19 protein-coding genes and 1 tRNA gene are annotated in these 21,157 nt (G+C 57.0%); 11 read left to right on the forward strand and 9 right to left on the reverse strand.

The annotated features are described in order from the left end of the window. Positions 1 to 50 precede the first annotated feature (50 nt). From AC2FIM_RS14745 to AC2FIM_RS14760, 4 genes are all read left to right on the forward strand, one after another. Positions 51 to 836, forward strand: coding sequence for a hypothetical protein (locus tag AC2FIM_RS14745; protein ID WP_496732119.1), 786 nt, complete (start codon positions 51 to 53; stop codon positions 834 to 836). A gap of 260 nt (positions 837 to 1,096) precedes the next feature. Then, the gene (locus AC2FIM_RS14750; protein ID WP_496732121.1) at positions 1,097 to 1,360 is read left to right on the forward strand and encodes a DUF3489 domain-containing protein; all 264 of its coding nucleotides are present in this window, start codon (positions 1,097 to 1,099) and stop codon (positions 1,358 to 1,360) included. Then, a complete protein-coding gene (locus AC2FIM_RS14755; protein ID WP_496732123.1) occupies positions 1,357 to 1,770 on the forward strand; it encodes a DUF2924 domain-containing protein in 414 nt (137 codons plus the stop codon). The genes AC2FIM_RS14750 and AC2FIM_RS14755 overlap by 4 nt, the downstream gene beginning before the upstream one ends. Then, a complete protein-coding gene (locus AC2FIM_RS14760; protein WP_496732125.1) occupies positions 1,770 to 3,398 on the forward strand; it encodes a recombinase family protein in 1,629 nt (542 codons plus the stop codon). Before AC2FIM_RS14755 ends, AC2FIM_RS14760 begins: the two co-directional genes overlap by 1 nt. 182 nt (positions 3,399 to 3,580) lie before the next feature. Here the strand turns inward: AC2FIM_RS14760 and AC2FIM_RS14765 are convergent. Both AC2FIM_RS14765 and AC2FIM_RS14770 read right to left on the reverse strand, forming a co-directional pair. Further along, positions 3,581 to 3,655: transfer RNA gene (locus AC2FIM_RS14765), tRNA-Gln, on the reverse strand. Between the two features lie 438 nt (positions 3,656 to 4,093). Next, the gene (locus tag AC2FIM_RS14770) at positions 4,094 to 4,615 is read right to left on the reverse strand and encodes an SH3 domain-containing protein (protein WP_142638974.1); all 522 of its coding nucleotides are present in this window, start codon (positions 4,613 to 4,615) and stop codon (positions 4,094 to 4,096) included. A gap of 137 nt (positions 4,616 to 4,752) precedes the next feature. Here AC2FIM_RS14770 and AC2FIM_RS14775 point away from each other — a divergent pair, with 137 nt between their 5' ends. The 5 genes from AC2FIM_RS14775 to AC2FIM_RS14795 all read left to right on the forward strand — a co-directional run bounded on the left by AC2FIM_RS14775 (position 4,753) and on the right by AC2FIM_RS14795 (position 13,117). Then, entirely contained in the window at positions 4,753 to 5,739 is a 987-nt protein-coding gene (locus tag AC2FIM_RS14775; protein WP_496708352.1) for a 2-hydroxyacid dehydrogenase, read from the forward strand. A 51-nt stretch (positions 5,740 to 5,790) separates the two neighbouring features. Further along, a complete protein-coding gene (ggt, locus tag AC2FIM_RS14780) occupies positions 5,791 to 7,584 on the forward strand; it encodes a gamma-glutamyltransferase (protein WP_496708353.1) in 1,794 nt (597 codons plus the stop codon). Between the two features lie 27 nt (positions 7,585 to 7,611). Then, positions 7,612 to 9,024, forward strand: coding sequence for an FAD-binding oxidoreductase (locus AC2FIM_RS14785; RefSeq protein ID WP_496708354.1), 1,413 nt, complete (start codon positions 7,612 to 7,614; stop codon positions 9,022 to 9,024). 97 nt (positions 9,025 to 9,121) lie between these two features. After that, positions 9,122 to 10,468 carry a hypothetical protein gene (locus AC2FIM_RS14790; protein ID WP_496679406.1) on the forward strand — a complete coding sequence of 449 codons (1,347 nt, stop codon included), beginning with the start codon at positions 9,122 to 9,124 and terminating at the stop codon, positions 10,466 to 10,468. A 141-nt stretch (positions 10,469 to 10,609) separates the two neighbouring features. After that, positions 10,610 to 13,117, forward strand: a complete 2,508-nt coding sequence (locus AC2FIM_RS14795) for a GcvT family protein (RefSeq protein WP_496679402.1) — start codon at positions 10,610 to 10,612, stop codon at positions 13,115 to 13,117. A gap of 65 nt (positions 13,118 to 13,182) precedes the next feature. Here the strand turns inward: AC2FIM_RS14795 and AC2FIM_RS14800 are convergent, their stop codons facing one another. The 3 genes from AC2FIM_RS14800 to AC2FIM_RS14810 all read right to left on the reverse strand — a co-directional run bounded on the left by AC2FIM_RS14800 (position 13,183) and on the right by AC2FIM_RS14810 (position 15,304). Then, positions 13,183 to 13,518 carry a carboxymuconolactone decarboxylase family protein gene (locus AC2FIM_RS14800; protein WP_271952563.1) on the reverse strand — a complete coding sequence of 112 codons (336 nt, stop codon included), beginning with the start codon at positions 13,516 to 13,518 and terminating at the stop codon, positions 13,183 to 13,185. Between the two features lie 68 nt (positions 13,519 to 13,586). Next, positions 13,587 to 14,240 (reverse strand): DUF938 domain-containing protein, encoded by a 654-nt coding sequence (locus AC2FIM_RS14805; RefSeq protein ID WP_271952560.1) that lies wholly within the window; start codon positions 14,238 to 14,240, stop codon positions 13,587 to 13,589. Beyond that, a complete protein-coding gene (locus AC2FIM_RS14810) occupies positions 14,237 to 15,304 on the reverse strand; it encodes an NAD(P)/FAD-dependent oxidoreductase (RefSeq protein ID WP_271952558.1) in 1,068 nt (355 codons plus the stop codon). The genes AC2FIM_RS14805 and AC2FIM_RS14810 overlap by 4 nt, the downstream gene beginning before the upstream one ends. Positions 15,305 to 15,449: 145 nt before the next feature. On the opposite strand from AC2FIM_RS14810, the gene AC2FIM_RS14815 reads away from it, so the two are divergent. Together AC2FIM_RS14815 and AC2FIM_RS14820 are read left to right on the forward strand one after the other, a co-directional pair. Then, positions 15,450 to 15,854, forward strand: coding sequence for a hypothetical protein (locus AC2FIM_RS14815; RefSeq protein ID WP_142638956.1), 405 nt, complete (start codon positions 15,450 to 15,452; stop codon positions 15,852 to 15,854). A gap of 3 nt (positions 15,855 to 15,857) precedes the next feature. Beyond that, positions 15,858 to 17,090: an HlyD family secretion protein gene (locus AC2FIM_RS14820; RefSeq protein ID WP_142638954.1), complete on the forward strand. Its 1,233-nt coding sequence runs from the start codon at positions 15,858 to 15,860 to the stop codon at positions 17,088 to 17,090. Between the two features lie 15 nt (positions 17,091 to 17,105). Here the strand turns inward: AC2FIM_RS14820 and AC2FIM_RS14825 are convergent, their stop codons facing one another. The 4 genes from AC2FIM_RS14825 to AC2FIM_RS14840 form a co-directional block, all read right to left on the reverse strand. Further along, positions 17,106 to 17,864 (reverse strand): nuclear transport factor 2 family protein, encoded by a 759-nt coding sequence (locus tag AC2FIM_RS14825; protein ID WP_271952556.1) that lies wholly within the window; start codon positions 17,862 to 17,864, stop codon positions 17,106 to 17,108. Between the two features lie 145 nt (positions 17,865 to 18,009). Next, the gene (locus AC2FIM_RS14830; RefSeq protein ID WP_271952554.1) at positions 18,010 to 19,083 is read right to left on the reverse strand and encodes a BMP family ABC transporter substrate-binding protein; all 1,074 of its coding nucleotides are present in this window, start codon (positions 19,081 to 19,083) and stop codon (positions 18,010 to 18,012) included. A 34-nt stretch (positions 19,084 to 19,117) separates the two neighbouring features. Next, positions 19,118 to 20,038 carry an ABC transporter permease gene (locus AC2FIM_RS14835; protein ID WP_142638949.1) on the reverse strand — a complete coding sequence of 307 codons (921 nt, stop codon included), beginning with the start codon at positions 20,036 to 20,038 and terminating at the stop codon, positions 19,118 to 19,120. A gap of 2 nt (positions 20,039 to 20,040) precedes the next feature. Next, positions 20,041 to 21,123: an ABC transporter permease gene (locus AC2FIM_RS14840; protein WP_142638948.1), complete on the reverse strand. Its 1,083-nt coding sequence runs from the start codon at positions 21,121 to 21,123 to the stop codon at positions 20,041 to 20,043. Positions 21,124 to 21,157 lie beyond the last annotated feature (34 nt).

Below are 21,157 nucleotides of genomic sequence, written 5' to 3' on the forward strand. Positions count from 1 at the left end.
TGCAGACCGCACTGATGGCGGAATAGATCGGTTGGGCTCTGCAGATCGCATTGGGAAGTTTTGGCTATCAGGTGTGCGAAGTGGAGGTGCTGATGGGTAATGAGGCCATCTACGTTTTGAACCAGCTCCGCGGGCTAGTTCGCGACGCGCGTAAAAGGAGCTTCGAGCGGGCCTGGGCGTTAATGGAAGCCGAATATTGGCGCGAATGGCGAGAGATCGAACAGGAGTCTATCCACCGGTCACTTCGACTGCAACTACTCAATATAGTCCGAAAACTCGACGTAGAGTTGCCGGATATCGAGATTAGTGCGGAAGTCACTCGGGAGTTCAATGAGGTTATTTGGACCATCGGCAGCGAATTCGAAGCCGCAGCACCGAGGGAAATTCTACGCGGCTTTCTGGTTCCAATTCGCGAGATTCCCACGGATGTTCAGATCACCCTGAAGGTTTTTGATTTTCTCACGATCAACGGTTGCAAGGATCTTTTGGATCGCCACCTTGAGCAAGGTATCCATTATCATTATGCGCTTCCCGATGGGCGGCATACGACCACCATGATCTGTTGGGATACCCGCTGGACATCAAACCCAAAGATTGCCCAACAGATCCGCCCATTGTTTCACGAGTTACATGGCAAAGGAGCAAAACGTGCAGTCGCCAAACCAGAAAGGTGGGGAGACAAGAAACGCAATTCGATCCGAGATGCTTGCAAACTGGATCTCTCAAAATGGCCCATCAAGGATTTCCGCTGCGCTTCAAACGGCTCGTCGCCCGTCTGGCCTACCAAGGCTGTGCTGACGCCTCGGCCTGCTCCAACTGCTAAGCCAAAGCGCTGAAAGGGCCAAATTAAGTTGTTCACTTTGGGCGCCGGCACAACCGCCAAAGATTCAATTTAGCAGAATTCAACCAAAAGGTCTCGAAAAGGCGGGATCGCGTTTTTTTGTCTGCTTGGATCAGATTGCAGTTCGCAAGTTTTGACTGGACTTCTGAGTGCGGCAGAGCGGTACTGAACACATACTAATACTGCCCGGGGAATACCGGGCTCCACTCAGTACAGGGCGAGGGATTGGCCTTTGCCAGCAGAGTGGAGAAACCCATGACTAAAACACCGAACTCGAACAACACGACCCGGGTATCAAATCGGATCAGTGCCAAATCTGCGCGCCAGGCGCAGCTGAGAAAGCTGCTGGCTCGCAAACCCGGAGCATCGATCGCGCAGATCCAGAAGGCTTTTGGCTGGCAGCCCCACACAGTAAGGGCCGCGATCTCCGCACAGCGCAAGGCAGGATGCACAGTGTTGCGGACTGATACCGACAAAGGATCGGTGTATCGGATTGTTGAGCAGGGTGATGTTCAATGAGCACGGGCCAACCCGATAAGGTGTCGGTTCTGTTTGCAGAGATCGAAGCGCTTGATCGCGCCGGATGCCTTGACCGCTGGAGGCAGGTTTTTGGTCGTCCACCGCCCAAATATCTGTCGCCGCAATTCATGAAGCGTGTGCTGACATGGGATAGCCAAAACAAAGCGTTGGGCGACGTGTCAGTCAAAACAACGCGCCGTCTGAAACAGATTGCCTCGGGAAAGACTATGCTGGCCACAGCAAAACCGGGTTCCCACCTAGTCCGGGAGTGGAATGGGCGCACATATCAGGTCGAAGTGGTGAATGGCGGCTATGTCATGGATGGCAAATCCTGGCGGTCGTTGTCGGCGATCGCAAAACACATCACCGGCGCGCACTGGTCCGGTCCGCGCTTCTTCGGGGTTCAGTGATGCGCCGGATCCGATGCGCCATCTATACCCGCAAGAGCTCTGAAGAAGGGCTGGAGCAGGACTTCAACTCACTCGATGCGCAGCGCGAGGCCTGTGAAGCCTATGTCGCGAGCCAGAAGCACGAAGGCTGGGAATTGCTTCGGGACCGTTATGATGATGGCGGGATCTCTGGCGGACATCTTGAAAGGCCATCCTTGCGGCAGTTGATGGAGGCCGTCGATGAAAAGCGTGTTGACCAGATTGTCGTTTACAAGATTGACCGATTGACGCGCTCGCTGGCCGACTTCGCCAAGCTGGTAGAAAGGCTGGATGCGGCGGAGGCGTCCTTTGTGTCTGTGACACAGTCCTTCAATACGGCCACCAGCATGGGCCGGCTGACGCTGAATGTGCTTTTAAGCTTTGCCCAGTTTGAGCGCGAGGTCACGGCAGAGCGAATTCGAGACAAGATCGCGGCGTCGAAACGCAAAGGGCTCTGGATGGGCGGTAATGTCCCGCTCGGATACCAGGCGCACGGCAGGACGCTGAAGATCGATGATGAAGAGGCTGTGACGATCAGGAACCTCTATGATCTCTATCTGCAACATGGACTGATCCGGGTGGTAAAGGAGCGCGCGGAGGATATTGGGCTCAGATCGCGGCGGCGTGTTCGCGGGGCAGGACGTACCTCTGGTGGCAAGCCATTTGATTGCGGGCACATCCACCACCTCCTGAGCAACCCGATCTATGCCGGGCGGATCCGGCATAAAGGGCAAGTCTATGACGGACAGCATCCCCCGATCATCGATCCGGTCATCTGGGAAAAGGTTCAGGAGATGTTGAAGGATGCCGCATCCAAGCCTCGCGGCACAAAGCGAATAGCCTTGCGATCTCTGCTGGCGGGCAAGCTCTTTGACGACACCGGCGACCGTCTGACACCCAGCCACAGCCGGAAGAATGGCAAGCGCTTGCGCTATTACATCTCTCATCGGCTGGTGAAAGATCGAAGCCAAAAGCATCCGGATGCCTGGCGTTTGCCAGCGGAACAACTGGAAGAATTGATCGCCGGTCTGGTGAGAAAGCATCTGCAGCTCCACGATGGTGTAACGCGGTTTATCTGCGATCTGTCTGCGTCAGAGATTGCTCAGAAATCAACCAGACTGCATGCGATCCGACAGACCAAGCAATATTTGCATCTGGTCGAGCGCTCTAACGTGAAGCCGGGGAAACTGACCGTTCGTCTGAACGAATACGAACTCGCCCGGTCGCTGGCATGTGATGCAAACCGGATCAACACAGAAGCGCTCACCTTGACAACACCGTTTCAAATGCGCAAGCGCGGCGTCGAACTGAAACTGCATCTGGGTGATGCCCCTCCCGAGGTCGATCGGACACTCGTGCAAAACATCGTCAAAGCGCAGAGATGGATGGCGATGATTATCGCCGGAAAGACATTTACTGAGATCGCGCAGGCCGAGGGTACATCAAATCGGCGCGTTCAGGATGTGGTCGATCTGGCGATGCTCGCGCCAGACATCCTCGATGCAATTGCGGCTGGTGAACAGCCCGATGGTTTGAACTCTGACTCTCTCATTAAGTTGGGTGTGCCAGCTTGCTGGTCAGAACAACGCAAACAGTTCGCGAAGTTCTAAACCAAAACTTCCCCCAATTCCACATACTCGTACCGCCGGAATGGCAAACTGAGACTGGGGCCCGAAGTTGACCGGATTTGCTCTCACATAAGCGTCTCTGTCTTAACCCAGATGCGGCAAGAGTCGGAAAACACGCCACAATACGGCGGCGATCTCGCGCTAGCTCACAATTAGGAAGTGTTTGGCTGGGGTGGTAGGATTCGAACCTACGATACACAGTACCAAAAACTGCTGCCTTACCACTTGGCTACACCCCAACGGTGAGGCGCTATCTACGATTGTTGTTGGTAGGGTTCAAGAGCTTTCAGGCAAAAAAATTAGGCCAGTTATAAAAAAAATTCAGAGCATCTTTCACGGGTCATGTTAGCAGCACCTCTTCCTGCCCGAAGGTGTTGAACATGGTTTGACGGCAACGGCTGTGAATTGGCTCTTCCGCCAAAGAAGCATGACTCTGCGGACAGATGTTGAACGGCTGGGCCGGGCGAGGATTCGTCTGGCAGGCGGACAGGAAGCAGGTTTTCGATTGGTTTAACGAGGGCGAGTGGCAGTCGCGAATGTGGTCTTTCTGGCGCTGCACCCCTTTGTTGCGCCTCCTGCTTACGTAGGGCCGCCCAATGCCGAAGCAGATAACAAGAATAAGCAAGTTCGAGAGTGGCGGATCGGGAACTTCATTGCCGGTTGCTCTGAGATCAGCGCTACTCGCGAATCTCTGAGGGATCGACGCCCCAAAGGTTGGATTTCAGGGCCCAGCCACGATATCCACCTGCAGAGATGCGACACCACTCGATCGTGCAGGTTCCAAGCCGCGCGACAACGCCGGTTTCAAACCGCGCACTGACCTGCGAGTTTGGGTCCGGGTTGGAATAGACCGGCAGCAAGTCGGATTCGATCAGTACTGTGCGCACGCCAGACAACAAGGCGTAATGGACCCAACCCCCTGCGCCATCGCGGTCCTGAACCTTTCTCCAGTTGCCATATTCCGCCGTCACCTGCAAAGGCATCCCGCGCCGTTTGAACACCCAGTCGATTCGATGCGACAGGGATGGTCCTCTGCGCACGTTTCCCTCGGCCGCTTTCATGGAAACATACCGTGGCAAAGGCAGATTCGTGACCTGGCCGCGCTTATCCTGTGCGCTGGCCACAAAGGGACCAAGCACAAGCAAAATTACTGAAAAAAGCGCCAGAATCCGGCGATTTACTGGTAGGAGAACACTCACTGACAGTCTGCTCTTATGCCTGTTAATTTTGCTTCGAAAAAAGGTTGGATCAATGCCCAGGGGTTCTTGTGCCCCGCCCTATCCTGCGCCACGATGCCATGACGCGCGAAAGTTTGCAAAGCAGTGGGAGTACACAGGTGCCTAGAGAACGTCTGAGTGTTGTCGTTACGCGACGGTTGCCCGAGGCTGTTGAAACCCGATTGAGCGAGCTGTTCGATGTCCGGTTGCGTGCGGACGACGCACCCATGACCCGAGAAGAGCTTGTAGCGGCCGTACAAGAAGCGGATGTACTTGTACCAACGGTTACAGACTCGATTGATGGCGGGTTGCTGGGGCAGGCGAGTGAAAGGCTGCGACTGATCGCCAACTATGGGGCCGGGGTTGACAATATCGATGTCGCAACCGCCCGTCAGCGCGGCATCCTTGTGTCGAATACGCCCGGTGTGCTGACCGACGATACTGCGGATATGACCATGGCGCTGATATTGGCCGTGACCCGCCGCATCCCCGAGGGGCTGTCCGTCATGCAAAAGGGGGACTGGCAAGGATGGTCACCCAACGCGTTGCTGGGTGGGCGGATCGGTGGGCGGCGTCTTGGCATTTTGGGGATGGGCCGGATTGGTCAGGCGGTTGCCCGTCGTGCCAGTGCCTTCGGAATGCAGATACATTACCACAACCGTCGTAGGTTGAGGCCGGAGACAGAGCAAGAGCTTGAGGCGACCTATTGGGAAAGCCTTGATCAGATGGTCGCGCGGATGGATGTGATCTCGGTAAACTGCCCGTCTACGCCTTCGACTTTCCACCTGATGAATGCCCGGCGGCTAAAGCTGATGAAGCCCAGTGCAGTGCTCGTCAATACGTCACGTGGCGAAGTGGTCGATGAAAACGCGCTAACCCGCCAAATCCGGTCAGGCGATATCGCAGGTGCAGGTCTTGACGTTTACGAACACGGAACGAAGGTGAACCCTCGCCTACGGCAGTTGCCGAACGTGGTTCTGTTGCCGCATATGGGATCTGCCACGCTTGAGGGGCGGATCGAAATGGGCGAGAAAGTTATCATAAATATCAAGACATTCGAAGACGGCCACCGACCACCGGACCAGGTTGTTCCGTCCATGTTATAGTACGCGGCTTGGTGGCCGGACGATACAAAGTCAATTTTTCAGGAGGATACTATGAAACGAAGTCTGATTTCGGGATTGCTTTTGGCAACCATGACCTTTGCCGGGCCGTTGGCCTCTCAGGAAGCTGCGGATGCGGTTGCACCTGAGGGTGGTACTGACGGGCAGGTTCAAGGCCTGACCGCAGAAGTCATAGCCTCACTCGAAGCGAAATTGGCCGGTGAACCCGTGACGTCGCAGAACTGGATGGTGGCCGCGGCCAACCCTCTGGCGGTTGAGGCTGGGGCCAAGGTGCTGCGGGCAGGCGGTTCGGCGGCTGATGCGATGGTTGCCGTGCAGGTTGTACTTGGTTTGGTCGAGCCGCAATCCTCGGGCCTTGGTGGTGGTGCATTTCTGGTCTGGTATGATGCGGCCTCTGGCAAGTTGACAACACTGGACGGACGTGAAGCCGCCCCGCTTGAGGCCACCCATCGTCTGTTTCAGGACGAGAATGGCGAACCGCTGAAATTCTTTGATGCGGTTGTCGGGGGACTTTCTGTCGGCACACCCGGCACCCCGGCTTTGTTGGAAGAGGCGCATCGCCGCTGGGGCCGCAGTCCGTGGCCCGGCCTGTTTTCTGACGGCATTACGTTGGCTGATGAGGGTTTTTTGGTTTCCCCTCGATTGGCCAGCCTTGTTGAGAATGACGCGGAACGCCTGTCGCGATTTCCCGAGACAGCCGCGTATTTTCTGCCGGAAGGACAGCCGCTTGCACAGGGGCAGCGGTTGACGAACCCGGCCTATGCGGAAACGCTGCGCATCATGGCTGCGGAAGGATCAGCTGGATTCTACGGAGGAGAGATTGCCGCCGGGATCGTCAGCGCGGTTCGCAGCGCGCCTGGGAATCCGGGCGTGCTGTCTGGTACAGATCTGGCGCTTTATCAGGTCATCGAACGTGACCCCGTCTGCGCCACCTACCGCGTTTATGAAGTCTGCGGAATGGGCCCGCCATCCTCAGGGGCGCTGACGGTCGGGCAGATTCTGGGCATGTTGAACGGCTATGATCTGGCAGCGTCAGGCCCCGAAGATATCAGATCCTGGCGGCTGATCGGGGATGCTTCGCGTTTGGCTTTTGCCGACCGTGGGCGCTATATGGCTGACCATGATTTTGTCCCGATGCCGACACAGGGGCTGGTCGATCCTGCCTATTTGTCCGAACGGGGCGCGTTGCTGAGCGGTGAGGCCGCATTGATCGACGCCGTTCCGGGGAATCCCGAATTTGACCATGCCTCGAACTGGGCGGATGATATCTCGCTGGAACTTCCGTCGACCTCGCATATTTCGATCGTGGACCAGTTTGGCAATGTGCTGTCCATGACCACGACGATCGAAAACGGCTTTGGATCGCGGCTGATGACCAACGGGTTCTTGCTGAACAATGAGCTGACGGATTTCTCGTTCAAAACCCACAGTGATGGCGTTCCGATTGCCAACCGTCTGGAACCGGGCAAGCGTCCGCGCTCATCCATGAGCCCGACCATTGTGATGCAGGACGGTGCACCGGTTCTGGCCATCGGGTCGCCGGGCGGAAGCCGGATTATCGGCTATGTTGCCAAGTCGATCATCGCCTGGGCAGATTGGGATATGGATGTGCAACAGGCCTTGGCACTGCCGCATCTGGTCAATCGTTTCGGCACGTTCGACGTGGAACAGGGCACCGGGGCCGAAGGGCTTTCGGATGCGCTGACCGAGCTTGGCTATGAGGTCAACGCGCGTGATTTGACATCAGGTCTTCATGCCATCGAGATCGGGGACATGCTGACAGGCGGTGCCGATCCGCGACGTGAGGGCATTGCGCTGGGCGAGTAGTCTAGCGGCCAGTCAGAAAGGGAAAGCATGGTGCAAGCAAAGTCGCTTCGGCGAAACGAGGCGGGGATTGAAACGGTCGTCGGCATTCTGAAACAGAAATTCGGCGACCGTTTGCAAGCGGGTCAGGCGATCCGCGAGCAGCACGGGCATACGACCACATGGATCGAAAACCAGCCCCCTGATGCAGTGGTGTTTCCGCATTCGACCCAGGAAGTCTCGGAAATCGTCAAGGCCTGCGCCACGCATAAGGTCCCTGTGATTGCCTTTGGCACCGGAACCTCGCTGGAAGGTCATGTGAACGCGCCAGCCGGTGGCATTTCGGTCGATCTGTCTCAGATGAACAAGGTACTGGCCGTTCATTCCGGTGATTTGGATTGTGTCGTGCAACCAGGTGTAACGCGAGAGGAGCTGAACACTCATCTGCGTGATCAGGGTCTGTTCTTTCCGATTGATCCCGGTGCGAACGCCTCGCTGGGCGGTATGGCGGCGACCCGTGCCTCGGGAACCAATGCGGTGCGCTATGGCACGATGAAGGACAATATCCTTAGCCTTGAGGCCGTGATGCCGGACGGGCAAATCATCCGGACCGGGCAGCGGGCCAGAAAGTCGTCGGCCGGGTATGACTTGACCCGCCTGATGGTAGGCGCAGAGGGCACGCTGGGCATCATCACAGAACTCACTCTGCGTCTGCAAGGCATCCCCGAAGCGATCACCTCGGCGCGTTGTGTTTTTCCTTCTGTCGACGCGGCATGTCAGGCTGTAATGATGACGATCCAGTACGGCGTTCCCGTGGCCCGGATCGAGTTGTTGGACGAGGTGTCGGTGAAGGCCGCAAACGCCTATTCGGGACTGGCCTTACCGGAAACCCCGCTTTTGCTATTGGAGTTTCATGGATCGACTGGTGGTGCGGTCGAGCAGGCTGAGACATTTGGTCAGATCGCCGAAGAGTTCGGCGGCACAGATTTCGCGGCCACTTCGACAACCGAAGAACGCAACAAACTCTGGCAGGCACGCCATGATATGTATTGGGCCAGCTTGCAGTTGCGCCCCGGTGCGCGGGGCATATCAACCGATGTTTGCGTACCGATCTCGCGACTGGCAGAATGCGTGACTGCGACCCGGAACAAGGCCAAGGAACTTGAGCTTTTGGCGCCGATTGTCGGGCATGTAGGGGACGGTAATTTTCACACCTTGCTGTTGATCGATATGGAAAACGCCGACGAAGTGGCCAAGGCGGACGGGTTTGTTGGGTGGTTGAATGACCTTGCGATCGAGATGGAGGGAACCTGTACCGGGGAACATGGGATCGGGCAAGGAAAGCGGTCATACCTGGCCAAGGAGCTAGGGGCAGCGCTGACCTTTATGGAGGCGGTGAAAAAGGCGCTTGATCCCGACAATATCATGAACCCGGGAAAAATATTTCCGGCTCGGGACGGGTAAAAACCGCGCGGATTATTCCGTATCTAAGCCACAAGGATGCCTCAATTTTCAAAGATTCTGCGCGAAATAAGCAGTGAATGAATATTGAGGTAATTTGATGGACGCGTTGCGGCTGATCGGGTTTGCGCTGATTGTTGGATTGGTTGTCGCCGGGCTGGATTACTACCAGCAGGATAAGAAACACCAAGGTACGCTGTCGGCAAACGGCTATGTGGAAACGCTCAAAACGCGGTTCGCCCTTTATCATGAAGAACTGGATGCCGAAGCGGCAGAACGCGACCGCCAGAAGCGTTGGCGCGCAGGGGGCAAGCCCTATATGCCGGTCCCGGATTCAGAGCTTTCGCGTCGGGCAATAATGGACAGTGACTTCACGCTCGATGCGCGTGAAGGGGGGGGCTTGAAATCAGTCAGTGAGGCCGCGCGCCCGCTTGCCAGTAAGGTGGCTGTTCAAAAAGCTGAAATACAGGCCAAAAAACTGGATAAGGTAAGCTGGGTTTATGAAAAGGCTGGTCACACTTACTGGATTGAGATCAAACTGCGGCAGGAGGCTTCCGCGGATTCACTTGCGGGCAATATCGCAAGATCGATCGACTCGATGGATTTCGGCGCCAGCAACTATGCTCCGTTCGGTGTGATCGGGGGCGTTGCCTATTTTCAGTTCGTCGAAGCAGAGTACAGCCCGATCCATCTCGATGTCCGTAAAGTCTGGTCGATGATCACTGCCAAAGTGACGGATCTGACACAGCCGGTTGGGTTCCAGATCTATACGGGCACCCTGGGTCTGGGTGAGGAAATCCGTGTTGAGATGTACACGGATGCCCCGGAGCAGGATGTGCGCATATTCCTCAGCCAGCTTGACTATGATGGGATGAACGCGTTGCTTAGCCGGCCGGTGCCTGGTGTAGGAAACGAGGCGGTTACCGACCCGGATGGCGGCATTGAGCGCGCCTTGCAAATGGCCGAAGTCCGGGTCGAGTTCACCCGGCTGCGCAGCGAGATTGCTCAGTTGCGGATCGAAAACATCAACGGGTTGGCCTTGCTTGCCAATACAATGGCGGCACAACACGGGTTGCCATCTGATGCTTTCGATCTGACGGCAAACAATATCCAATCCCCGGATGATTTGATCCAGATCGGGTATCGCAAAGGGTTGGCTGGCCTGGAAATTGAAAACGCAGATGCGGATGGATCTGGCGGCAGTGTTTTTGGGCGACTTTTCGGGAAGCTAACGGGTGGGTCGGAAGAAAAAGAGGTCGAACCGAAAAGCTCGAGCGGTTTGTTCGGCGGCCTGAAGTCGTTTTTTAAAGGTTCAGAAACTGCCGATGCTTCTGGGAAACGTGTGAACGAAGCATCCGAGATTCGTGTGAACAAGGGTGGAGCAGGGTCTTCGGGCAAATGCGCCTTCAAAGATGCGCGCAAGACCTGCTCGCTGTCTGGCGGCTGAGAAAGTTCAAAACTTTTAGGAAAAACGACCCCCAGATGTCTGAGGGTCGTTTTTTTTATATCACTGGTCGGATGAATGTCGCGCGGTGGGCGCTGATTGCGCCATATGGTGGCAACAGATTCCAAGGGGAGACACCCGGCTATGAAAACCCAAGTCAAAGCACTGGTCGTTGGCGGCGGCGCCGTCGGCACTTCGATTGCCTATCATCTGGCCAAGGCAGGCTGGGACGATGTCATGCTGATCGAGCGGGATGAACTGACATCAGGCTCGACCTGGCATGCGGCGGGTTTGCTGCCGCTGTTCAACATGTCCTATGCGACCACGCATATCCACAAATACTCGGTCGATTTCTACAAGCAGCTTGAGGATGAGACCGGCCTGAACGCGGGTTTCGCCGTGGTTGGTAACCTGCGCATGGCGCAGACCCAGGAGCGCATGGACGAATACATGCTGTACGCGTCGACCGCCGAAACCTGTGACGTTGCCTATGAATGGTTGACTCCGGACCAGATTAAAGAACGCTGGCCGCTGATCGAGACCTCGGACCTGAAGGGCGCGATATATCACACCGAGGACGGCTATATTAACCCAGCAGACGTGACACAGGCGATGGCCAAGGGTGCGCGTCAACGCGGTGTTGAGATCGTTCGCAAGCTGCAGGCCGATGCCTTCCATTGGACCGGCACTCATTGGGAAGTCACCTGCACCAAAATGGTCGAGAAGGGCGGTAACCTCATTCCGTCGGATGAGCAGGTGGTTATCACCGCCGAGCATGTCGTGACCGCATCGGGCAACCACGCACAGCGGACCGCGAATATGCTGGGCATCAAGATGCCTGCGATCCCGGTCGAACACACCTTTATCGTCATGGACAAAGACCCCGAGTTGGTCAAATGGCGCGAGGCGGGCAACCCGGAACACCCTGTTGTGCGTGATGCCGACAACGAATCCTATGCCCGCGAAGAACGCGGTGGCTGGATTTTGGGGATCTATGAACATGGTGCGCCGGCGCAGTTCGAACACGGCGTGCCCGATAGTTTCCGCGCAGACTTATTCCCGCTCGATCTGGACCGGATTGCGGATCAGTACATGGCGATGGCCGAGCGTGTGCCGTCCTGTGCTGAATCCGGTCTGAAAGACGATTTCAACGGCCCGATCTGCTACACACCCGACGGTAACCCGCTGGTTGGACCCGCGCCGGGTCTGCGCAATATGTGGCTGGCCGAGGGGTTCTCGTTCGGTATCACCGCTGCGGGTGGCACCGGTTATTATCTGGCCCAGATGATGGTCGATGGCGAAGCCGAGATCGACATGGCCTCTCTGGACCCCAAACGCTATAGCAGCAACTGGATGACCACCGAGTTCGCGGCACGCAAGAATGAAGAGTGCTATGAGCACGTCTATATCCTGCACCACCCCGATGAAGAACGTGCTGCCTGCCGCCCGCTGCGGACTGTTCCGGCCTATGACCGTCAGAAAGCGCGTGGCGCACAGTTTGGCTGGGTTAACGGCTGGGAGCGCCCGAACTACTTCGGTCCGCTGGATGCACCCGAAAACTTCGACCATGATGCCCGCTCGTTCCGCCGCGGTGGCTGGTGGCAGCATGCCGTTGACGAAGCAAAGGCGATCCGCGAAGGCGTTGGCCTGATCGACGCATCGGCCTTCACCAAACATGTCGTCAAAGGCCCTGGTGCGACCCAGTTCCTGGATTGGTTCACCTGTAACAAGCTGCCCAAGGTCGGTCGTATCAACCTGACCTACGCGCTGACATCGCACGGCACCACCCGCACTGAATACACCATCGTTCGCAATGGCGAGAACAACTACTATATCGTCTCTGCCGGCGCATGGACCGAGTATGACGCCGACTTCCTGCGCAAGGCGGCCGAGGACAAGATGGAGGAGTTCGGCTATATCGAGATCCAGGACGTGACCACTCAGTGGGGTGTCTTCGCCATCGCCGGACCCAAGTCGCGGGACGTTCTGAAAGAGGTCATCAAAGACGCCGATCCGGAAACCGCGCTGTCCAACAAGCGTTTCCCATGGCTGTCGGCCCGTCAGATCGAACTGGGCATGTGCCCGGTCAACGCGATCCGCGTGGCCTATACCGGTGAGCTGGGTTGGGAACTTCACCACCCGATCGAAATGCAGAACTACCTGTTCGACCTGCTGGAAAAAGCCGGTGAGAAGCATGGCATGAAGCTGGTCGGTGCCCGCGCCCAGAACTGGCTGCGTCAGGAGAAATCCTATCGCGCCTTCGGCACTGAGCTGGGCCGCGACGCGACCCCGCTGGAAGCCGACCTACCGCGCTTTGTCGACCTGTCCAAAGACTTCTATGGCAAGGCCAAGCTGGAAGAGACTGGCGTGCGCGTGAAATGCTGCACCCTGCTGATCGACGGACCGGAGGATGCCGATCCGTGGGGCCGTGAAGTGTTGTATACGCCGGAAGGTGAACGCGTCGGTCGTCTGACCTCGGGCGGTTATTCGGTGGCGTTCGAGAAATCCATCGGCATGGGCTATGTGAAACCCGACCTGGCGGTCGAAGGCACCAAGCTGAAGGTCAAGCTTCAGGACAAATTGTGGGATGCGGTCGTCACCTGCGACAGCCCCTATGATCCGAAAAACGAGGTCATCCGCAAGGACGGCTGATCTGGATAAGAACGGCGGCACCTTTTTGGTGCCGCCTTCAAATGCCCGCAGCACGCGGGCTTTTTTCATGCACTCAGCTCGTCGAAACAGTCCAGCGCCTTAGAGGCGTACATCATCGACGGCCCGCCCCCCATCTGAACCGCCATGGACAGAACGTCCGAAATCTCGTCACGTGACGCGCCGGCTTTGATCAAAGCTTCGGTGTGCAGCATGATACAGGGTTCGCATCGGTCCGCTACGGATATGCCAAGAGCGATGAATTCTTTGGTCTTGTAGTCCAGCGTTCCGCCTTGCTTGACCGCCGCGCCAAGCGCACCGAAGGCGCGGGCGGTATCAGGGATTGCGCCGTTCAAATTGCGAAGACCTTTTCGCGTGTCGTTGATCTTTTCCTGCCAGGGCATGCTACATTCCATTTAACATCGTGTATTTGGAATATGTTTAGTTGGCCTCGGTCGGGCTTTGATCTGGATCAGGTGTTAGATTTTTCCACGATGAAGGCCAGGTTATTTGCAGGCATCTCCGCGACTTCCAGGATTTTCAGGTCGTGATTGGCCAAAAGCTCAGAAACGTCTCCGTCGTTTTTATATCCGATTTCAGCATCCTGCTGGACCAGAGCCGTATGAAATCGTTGATCCCCTGCGCTGGTCAGGCGATTGTTTCGCATGAAGGGACCATAGAGGACCAACCGACCATTCGCGTTCAGTGCTTGCGCCGCCTCGCCGACAAGCGTTTCCACTTCGGCCCAGCTGATCAGGTGCAAGAGATTGATCAGAACGATCAGATCCCTGCCGCCAAACGGCTGATGCCAACCCTCGATGGTTGCATCCAGAGCGACTGCTTTAGACACATTCGGCAGGCCCGCGGTGTAGGCATTGATGCTGGCCCGCCGTTCGGATTCAACCTCACTGGGTTGCCAATGCATGCCGGGGCGGCACTCGGCAAAGGCTGCGATGTGCTGACCGGTGCCACTTGCCAGTTCCAGCGCTTGTCCGGTCAAAGGGGCGAACTGGTCCAGAAGATCACACAAAGCCCCGACGTTACGGCTGGCTGCCGGAGCGACCAACTGACCGTTCTCTCCTACAGTCGCGACGCTGGCGTTGGAGGGTAACGGGCGCTTGTTCATCTGTGCAACCTGTCTGGTCTCAGAGAGGCGATGGTCGCCGTGTCCAGACTTGATTGGTTGTCGACTGTCAGATCCGCTACCAGTTGGGATGCAGCAGGGGCCGTCTGAAACCCGTAACCACCCTGACCGGCAGACCAGATAAACGTAGGATCGGTCGGATCGGGCCCCAAAACCAGACTGCCATCCGGTGCGAAACTGCGCAAGCCCGCCCAGTTGGTTTCGACCCGTGTCACAGGCTCGGTGACCATTGCCTCGTACCGGGCCAAGCCCTCGGCCAGAACCATGTCATCGGCAAATGCATCATGGGCAGCGGTCGGATCGGCATCGGCAGGTGAGACCAGCAATTTGCCCGCGTCGGGTTTAGCATACCAGCTTTCGCCCGCACCCAACATCATGGGCCAGGCGCGCAAGTCATGCCCGCCGGGGGCCGGGATACGGGCCATTGAGCGGCGGCGCGGCTGGATACCAATCGGCGCGATACCGGCCATCGCCGCGATTTCGTCAACCCAGGCGCCGGCTGCATTGACGATGTGTCGTGCCTCAAAGCTCTCGGTGGCCTCGACGATCCAGTGCCTATGTTTGCGAATTGCCGTGACGCTTTGCCGGGTCAGAACGGATCCACCATTCCCACGGATCGTCCGGGCGAAATCCTGCATCATGCGGTCGGTATCTATATCTTGTTCACTGTCGCTGTGCGCCGCGAACCCGACGGTTTCGGGGTTCAGGATCGGGATAAGGGATTGTGCCGCGTCAAAGGAAATCTGTCGGCCGCCAAGTTGATCGGCATCCCGGTGAAACACATCGTGTTGGTCTTTCCCGCCGATCAGAACCCAGCCGCGTGGCGACAGATAGTCATTCGTCTCAAAATGCGCTGCGCTGGCAAGGTTGAGGGCAATAACAGCAGGCGGACCATAGGCGGGTGCAAACATAGCCGCGGACCGGCCTGATGCGTGATAGCCCAGCGCCTCTTCGCCTTCGAGCACGGTGACCTGGCCGCGCTCTGACAACCGCGCGCCCACGCTAAGCCCGGCAATACCGCCGCCGATAATCAGGAAATCTATCATGTCGCCCCTTTGCTGGCCGCAGTCGTGATTTTCTGACGTCGAATGCGTCGTGCACGACCGTAGAATTCTAATTGAGACTTTAAGCAGGGTTGAATTTGCGCATCAACCCATCCAAAGAAGTGGAAAGCAATTAGAGGAGGGCAGGGTGAGCACAGCAGATTTACACCCATTGGCCACGGGGCACATTCCGTCTTACGTGACCCAGGCGGATGGCAGCGATTTTCTTTTGACGGTCATGTTCATTTTCACGGTTGTGGTAATCATCCTGATCGGCGTTGGCTATTTCACCCTGCATTCGATCCCCGAAAAGCTCGCGCATGAATCCAACCACCCGCAGTTTCAGCTTGTGGGAATTCTTGCGCTGCTGGCTTTGTTCACTCATAACGGATTGTTCTGGATTGCAGCCATTCTGGTCGCCGGATTCCAGTTTCCCGACATAGGTGCGCCCTTGCGTGCCATTGCCGATGCGATCCGATCTTTGGCGCCGCAACCGCCTGCTGATCCCGATCCCGTTCCATCCCCCGAACCCGTCGCGCAGCAGGAGCAATAGGACATGCTTGAAACACTGATGTGCGCGCTGGTTACAGTGCTGCCTGATTATCTGTTCCGCCGCTTTGTGCAGGGAAAACGTATCGGGCACGAGATCACATTATTCACCATGTGGTACGAGTTGCGCTGGGGTCTGACAACCTGTGCCATTATGGCGCTGACCGTGATCACCACTCTGTTCTATTTTCACCCGGCCAGCAAAACTGCGGCGTCGTATTTCCGCACGGTAACGATCTTGCCGCAACTGGGTGGGCGAGTGTCCGAGGTCTATGTCTCCAACAACCAACAGGTCGTTGCTGGGCAGCCAATCTTCCGGATCGAGGACTTTACTCAGACTGCAATGGTTGAGGCAGCGCATGCGCAGATCGCGCAAGTTCAGGCGTCACTGAAAGTCGCGGAGACCGATCTGGCCGAGGCCGCCGCCGGGATCGCGGGCGCAAAAGCGGCGCTGGATCAGGCGCTGGAGGACTTGCAACGCAATACGACCCTGCGGGACGAAGGGTCAAGCGCCGTCCGCCTGGCCGAGATTGACCGGCTGGAAAACCTTGTCGCTGAACGAGAGGCCAAGCTGGTTGCGGCTGAATCGCAACGCGCTGCCGTCGTACAGCAAATCGAAGAGCTGATCCCGGCCCAACTGGCCAGCGCCAATGCGAACCTGGATGCTGCTTTGACCGAGCTGGATAAGACTGTGATCAACGCGGGTGTGACGGGGAGGATTGAACAGTTCGGCCTTCAGGTTGGCGATTACGTCAGTCCTTTGCTGCGTCCAGCAGGTATTCTTGTGCCGTCAAATTCCGGGCATGACCGCTTTCAGGCTGCGTTCAATCAGATGTCGGCGCAGGTTATCAAGCCCGGCATGGTCGGAGAGCTGGGCTGCATGACCAAGCCGTTCACGGTTATTCCGGTTGTGGTGGTCGAAGTTCAGGATGTGATCCCATCGGGACAAATTCGCCCGTCAGACGAGCTGAGAGACGTGCAGTCCAACAAGGTGCCGGGCTCGATCCTGGTTTATTTTGAACCGCTTTATAAGGGCATGGCGGATGATATCCCGCCCGGCAGCAACTGTCTGGCGAATGTCTACACCGATAACCACGAGCGGCTGGAGCATGAAGATTTGGGCTTTTGGCACTCTGCTTTCCTGCATGTGGTCGACACGATCGGCGTGGTTCATGCGGCGGGTCTGCGCCTGCGTTTGATCCTGATGCCGGTGAACACGCTGGTTCTGACCGGGCATTAACGGCCCTTACTTAGATCAGAATTTGCCGTTGTCATTCTTCCACTCGCTACGGGGCGCTATGGTTTCCATAGTGCCCCACTGCTCGACGATCACTCCGTCTGCGACCCGAAACAGATCATAAAAGCTGGTATGTTTTCCGTGACTGGCACCTTCGCTCATGCACAGGACGAAATTCCCTTCTGCCAGCACACGATGGACGCGGTGATACTGAACGATCAACTCCGCGTCTGATCTAGCTTCAAGCACCATGCGATAGGCGTCGATGCCGTCAACACCATCGGGATCGTGTTGTATCAGGTTCGCATCAACAAACGCCTTCATCCGCTCGGTTTTCCGGTCTATCAGGACCGTTTGCGAGAAGTTGTCGACCAATTCCCGGTTCTGTTCGGTTCTGTCAATATCCGTGATTTCAGTTGGCCCATCAAGCATGCCGCGTCCCGAAGCGTTTGGGCCGCGCAGGGGCTGAATGTTATCCCAGTGCTCAACAGCTTTGCTGTCTTCAAACCGAAAGACCTCGAACGCGGCCTTAACTTCGGCAAAATCATATTCGTTATGGGCAAAAGCGAATTCGCCATCTTCAAAAACGCGAACAAATTTAACCTTGGGATTTGTTTTCGACAGGCGGGCAAACAACGTGGCCAGCCCCTCGCTGCCTTCATGGGTCTGGGGATTGTGCTGGATGTATTTTTCTTCGTTGACGACGGCTGCGGCCTCGGCATCCCCGGTTTCGATACCTTTCAACAGTTTCTGCAGCAATTCGCGTTTTGAATTCATCTGGTCCTCGTTGATCGGTAGAGCCGCGGATCAATGTGCTTGGCGCTGGTTTCGGGCTATCGAAGATCAAGAGTGGCATAAAACAGGTGGCAAAATCAAAAAAGGCCCGCACATGGCGGGCCTTTCTGCGTTATCCTGTGCCGCCTTACTGCGGAATCTCACCTTGCAAGCCTTCGACATAAAAGTTCATGCCGGCCAGTGTACCGTCGTCTGCAGTCTCGCCTTCGGCCAGCCAGTCACTACCGTCCTGCTTTTTCAGCGGTCCGGTGAAGGGGTGGTATTCACCCGCGGCCATGGCCGCTTTCAGCGCCAGTGCCTCTTCTTTGACGTCAGCGGGAACCGCGTCCGAGATTTCGCCGATTGCAACCATGCCTTCGCGGATGCCATCCCATGTATTGGCGCTTTCCCATGTGCCATCCATGACGGCCTGGGTCCGTGCAATATAGTAAGGCGCCCAGTCATCGATGATCGACGAGACGCGCGGGTACGGAGCGTATTCGCTCATGTCCGAGGCCTGGCCGAAAGTGATGACGTTGCCCGCCTCTTGCGCAGCTGCTTGCGGTGCGGTCGAGTCGGTGTGCTGCAGGATCACGTCCGCGCCCTGTTCGATCAGAACAGTGGCGGCATCTGCTTCTTTCGCCGGATCGAACCAAGTGTAGGCCCAGATGATCTTGAACTCGACATCCGGGTTGACCTTCTTGGCGTGGATATAGGCCGAGTTGATTCCGCGGACCACTTCGGGGATCGGATAGGACCCGATATAGCCAACAATGTTCGACTTGGTCATCTTGCCCGCGATATGGCCCTGTACCGCACGACCTTCATAGAAACGTGCCGAATAAACCGAAACGTTGTCGGCTGTTTTATAGCCGGTCGCGTGTTCGAACTTCACGTTCGGGAATTTCTTGGCCACGTTGATGGTCGGATCCATGTATCCGAACGAGGTGGTAAAGATCAGGTCTGCACCTTCCAGCGCCATCTGGGTCATCACCCGCTCTGCATCCGGGCCTTCGGGCACGGATTCAACAAACACGGTTTCGACCTTGTCGCCGAACTCTTCTTCAACCGCCAGACGGCCCTTGTTATGTTCATAGGTCCAGCCGCCGTCGCCCACCGGGCCGACAAATACAAAGCCGACCTTGGTTTTGTCTTCGGCTATGGCAGTAGTTGCCAAACCCAGCGCCATGGCAGCGCTTGCCAGAAATGTAGTAATTTTCATGTGTTACTCCCCAAGTTGGTTCAGTTGTCCCCGTCTAATGCGAGGCATGGAATATCCGGCCGAGTGAGGCAGGTGCGCTGCTTTTGTCGGCGGAAAGGATCACAAGCACAAGGATCGTGATGATGTAGGGCGACATTGCCAGATACTCGACCGGGATGGCAACGCCCGCTGCCTGCAAATTCAGCTGCAACACGGTGATACCGCCGAACAAATAGGCACCCAGCAGGGCGCGCCATGGCTTCCAACTGGCGAAGACGACCAAGGCCAGGGCGATCCAGCCGACACCGGCTGTCATGCCCTCGGTCCACTGTGGCACCCGGATCAAGCTGATATAAGCCCCACCCAGCCCGGCACAGGCACCGCCGAACAGGATCGCCATGATGCGGATCTTGATCACCTTATAGCCAAGCGCATGCGCCGCATCGTGGTTTTCACCTACCGCGCGCAGGATCAGTCCGACGCGAGTGTATTTAAGCGTAGCCCAGACGGCCGCTGTCAAAGCGATGCCGACATAAAGGATCGGGTCATGCTGAAACAGGATCGGGCCAATCACCGGAATATCGCTGATCACCGGGATATGGATATCGCCCATGCTGGGGGGTTTGACCCCCACATAGCTTTGACCGAGCAGGGCGCTGAACCCTAAACCAAACAGAGTCAGCGCCAGGCCGCTGGCAACCTGATTGGCCAGCGCCACCTGCGTCAGCAGCACAAACAGCAGGGACAGTACTGCACCGCCTATGGCCGCGGCGACAAAGCCCAGCCAGGGCGACCCAGTCTCGACCGAGATCGCAAAACCGCTGATCGCGCCAACGATCATCATGCCCTCTACGCCAAGGTTCAGAACTCCTGCTTTTTCGACGACCAATTCACCGATCGCGGCCAGAAGCAGGGGAGTTGCAGCCACCATCAGTGACGCGACCAGAAGTACGGGATTAATCTCACCTAGGTCCATGATTACGCCACCTCGCTACGGGCCGCACGGATGCGGTAGTTGGTCAAAAGGTCGAAGGCCAGCAGGAAGAACAGCAGCATCCCCTGGAATACTTGAATAGCCGCGGCAGGAAGACCCATTTGGGACTGCGCAATTTCACCACCGATATAGGTCAACGCCATTAGACCACCGGCTAGCAGGATGCCCACCGGATGCAGTCGACCCAGAAAGGCCACGATGATCGCGGTAAAGCCATAGCCGACGTTAAAGTCGATGCTGACAACACCCGAGGGGCCCGAGACTTCGAACATCCCCGCCAGCCCGGCCAGTGCGCCTGACAGGCCAAGACAGAACAGGATCAGTCGTGCTGGGTTTACCCCGGCGAATTTGGCTGCGCGCGGGGCCTCACCCGTCAGGCGGATGTGAAAGCCCAGCATGTGCCGGTTCAGCAGGATATAGGAAAAGATCACGGCTATCAGTGCGGTCACAACGCCCCAATGCATCCCCGATCCTGCGATCAGCTCGGCATTATGCGCACTCTCATAGGATTGCAGATTGCGTGAACCCGGAAAACCGAACCCTTCGGGGTTTTTCAGTAGTCCCAGCGAGACCGAGGCCATCATCTGTTCAGCCACATATACCAGCATCAGCGAGACCAGAATTTCATTGGTGCCAAAGCGCACCTTCAGAAAGGCCGGAATAGAGGCCCAGAGCCAACCGCCAAGCGCACCTGCCATCACCATGATCGGAAAGACATACCAGGCATCCAGCGGGTAAAAGGCCAGCCCGGCCCCCGCACCAAAGATGGCGCCCATGATATACTGACCCTCGGCGCCGATGTTCCAGATACCGGCGCGGAAGCCTAACGACAGGCCAATCGCAATCAGCACCAACGGCGCGCCCTTCACCAGCAGCTGCGGGCGGTAATAAAAGGCGAATTCACCGAACAGAGGCTCCCAGAAAATGGTGCCGATGGCCTGAACCGGGTTTTTACCCAGGACGGCAAACAATATGCCGCCAAACAGCATCGTCGCCAATACCGCCACAAGCGGGGTCGCATAAGACCACGCCTTGGACGGCTGTGGCCGTTTCTCCAATACAATCATCTGCTCACACCCCCGTCGTCATATTTTGTTTTGC

The sequence above is a fragment of the Ruegeria sp. CDSC052 genome (assembly GCF_059610685.1).

Excerpts from the sequence above, each read along its gene's own strand:
- AC2FIM_RS14750 (WP_496732121.1), top strand. The coding sequence starts at position 1,097 with ATGACTAAAACACCGAACTCGAACAACACGACCCGGGTATCAAATCGG.
- AC2FIM_RS14755 (WP_496732123.1), top strand. The coding sequence starts at position 1,357 with ATGAGCACGGGCCAACCCGATAAGGTGTCGGTTCTGTTTGCAGAGATC.
- AC2FIM_RS14760 (WP_496732125.1), top strand. The coding sequence starts at position 1,770 with ATGCGCCGGATCCGATGCGCCATCTATACCCGCAAGAGCTCTGAAGAA.
- ggt (WP_496708353.1), top strand. The coding sequence starts at position 5,791 with ATGAAACGAAGTCTGATTTCGGGATTGCTTTTGGCAACCATGACCTTT.
- AC2FIM_RS14785 (WP_496708354.1), top strand. The coding sequence starts at position 7,612 with ATGGTGCAAGCAAAGTCGCTTCGGCGAAACGAGGCGGGGATTGAAACG.
- AC2FIM_RS14790 (WP_496679406.1), top strand. The coding sequence starts at position 9,122 with ATGGACGCGTTGCGGCTGATCGGGTTTGCGCTGATTGTTGGATTGGTT.
- AC2FIM_RS14795 (WP_496679402.1), top strand. The coding sequence starts at position 10,610 with ATGAAAACCCAAGTCAAAGCACTGGTCGTTGGCGGCGGCGCCGTCGGC.
- AC2FIM_RS14800 (WP_271952563.1), bottom strand. The coding sequence starts at position 13,518 with ATGCCCTGGCAGGAAAAGATCAACGACACGCGAAAAGGTCTTCGCAAT.
- AC2FIM_RS14805 (WP_271952560.1), bottom strand. The coding sequence starts at position 14,240 with ATGAACAAGCGCCCGTTACCCTCCAACGCCAGCGTCGCGACTGTAGGA.
- AC2FIM_RS14810 (WP_271952558.1), bottom strand. The coding sequence starts at position 15,304 with ATGATAGATTTCCTGATTATCGGCGGCGGTATTGCCGGGCTTAGCGTG.
- AC2FIM_RS14820 (WP_142638954.1), top strand. The coding sequence starts at position 15,858 with ATGCTTGAAACACTGATGTGCGCGCTGGTTACAGTGCTGCCTGATTAT.
- AC2FIM_RS14825 (WP_271952556.1), bottom strand. The coding sequence starts at position 17,864 with ATGAATTCAAAACGCGAATTGCTGCAGAAACTGTTGAAAGGTATCGAA.
- AC2FIM_RS14830 (WP_271952554.1), bottom strand. The coding sequence starts at position 19,083 with ATGAAAATTACTACATTTCTGGCAAGCGCTGCCATGGCGCTGGGTTTG.
- AC2FIM_RS14835 (WP_142638949.1), bottom strand. The coding sequence starts at position 20,038 with ATGGACCTAGGTGAGATTAATCCCGTACTTCTGGTCGCGTCACTGATG.
- AC2FIM_RS14840 (WP_142638948.1), bottom strand. The coding sequence starts at position 21,123 with ATGATTGTATTGGAGAAACGGCCACAGCCGTCCAAGGCGTGGTCTTAT.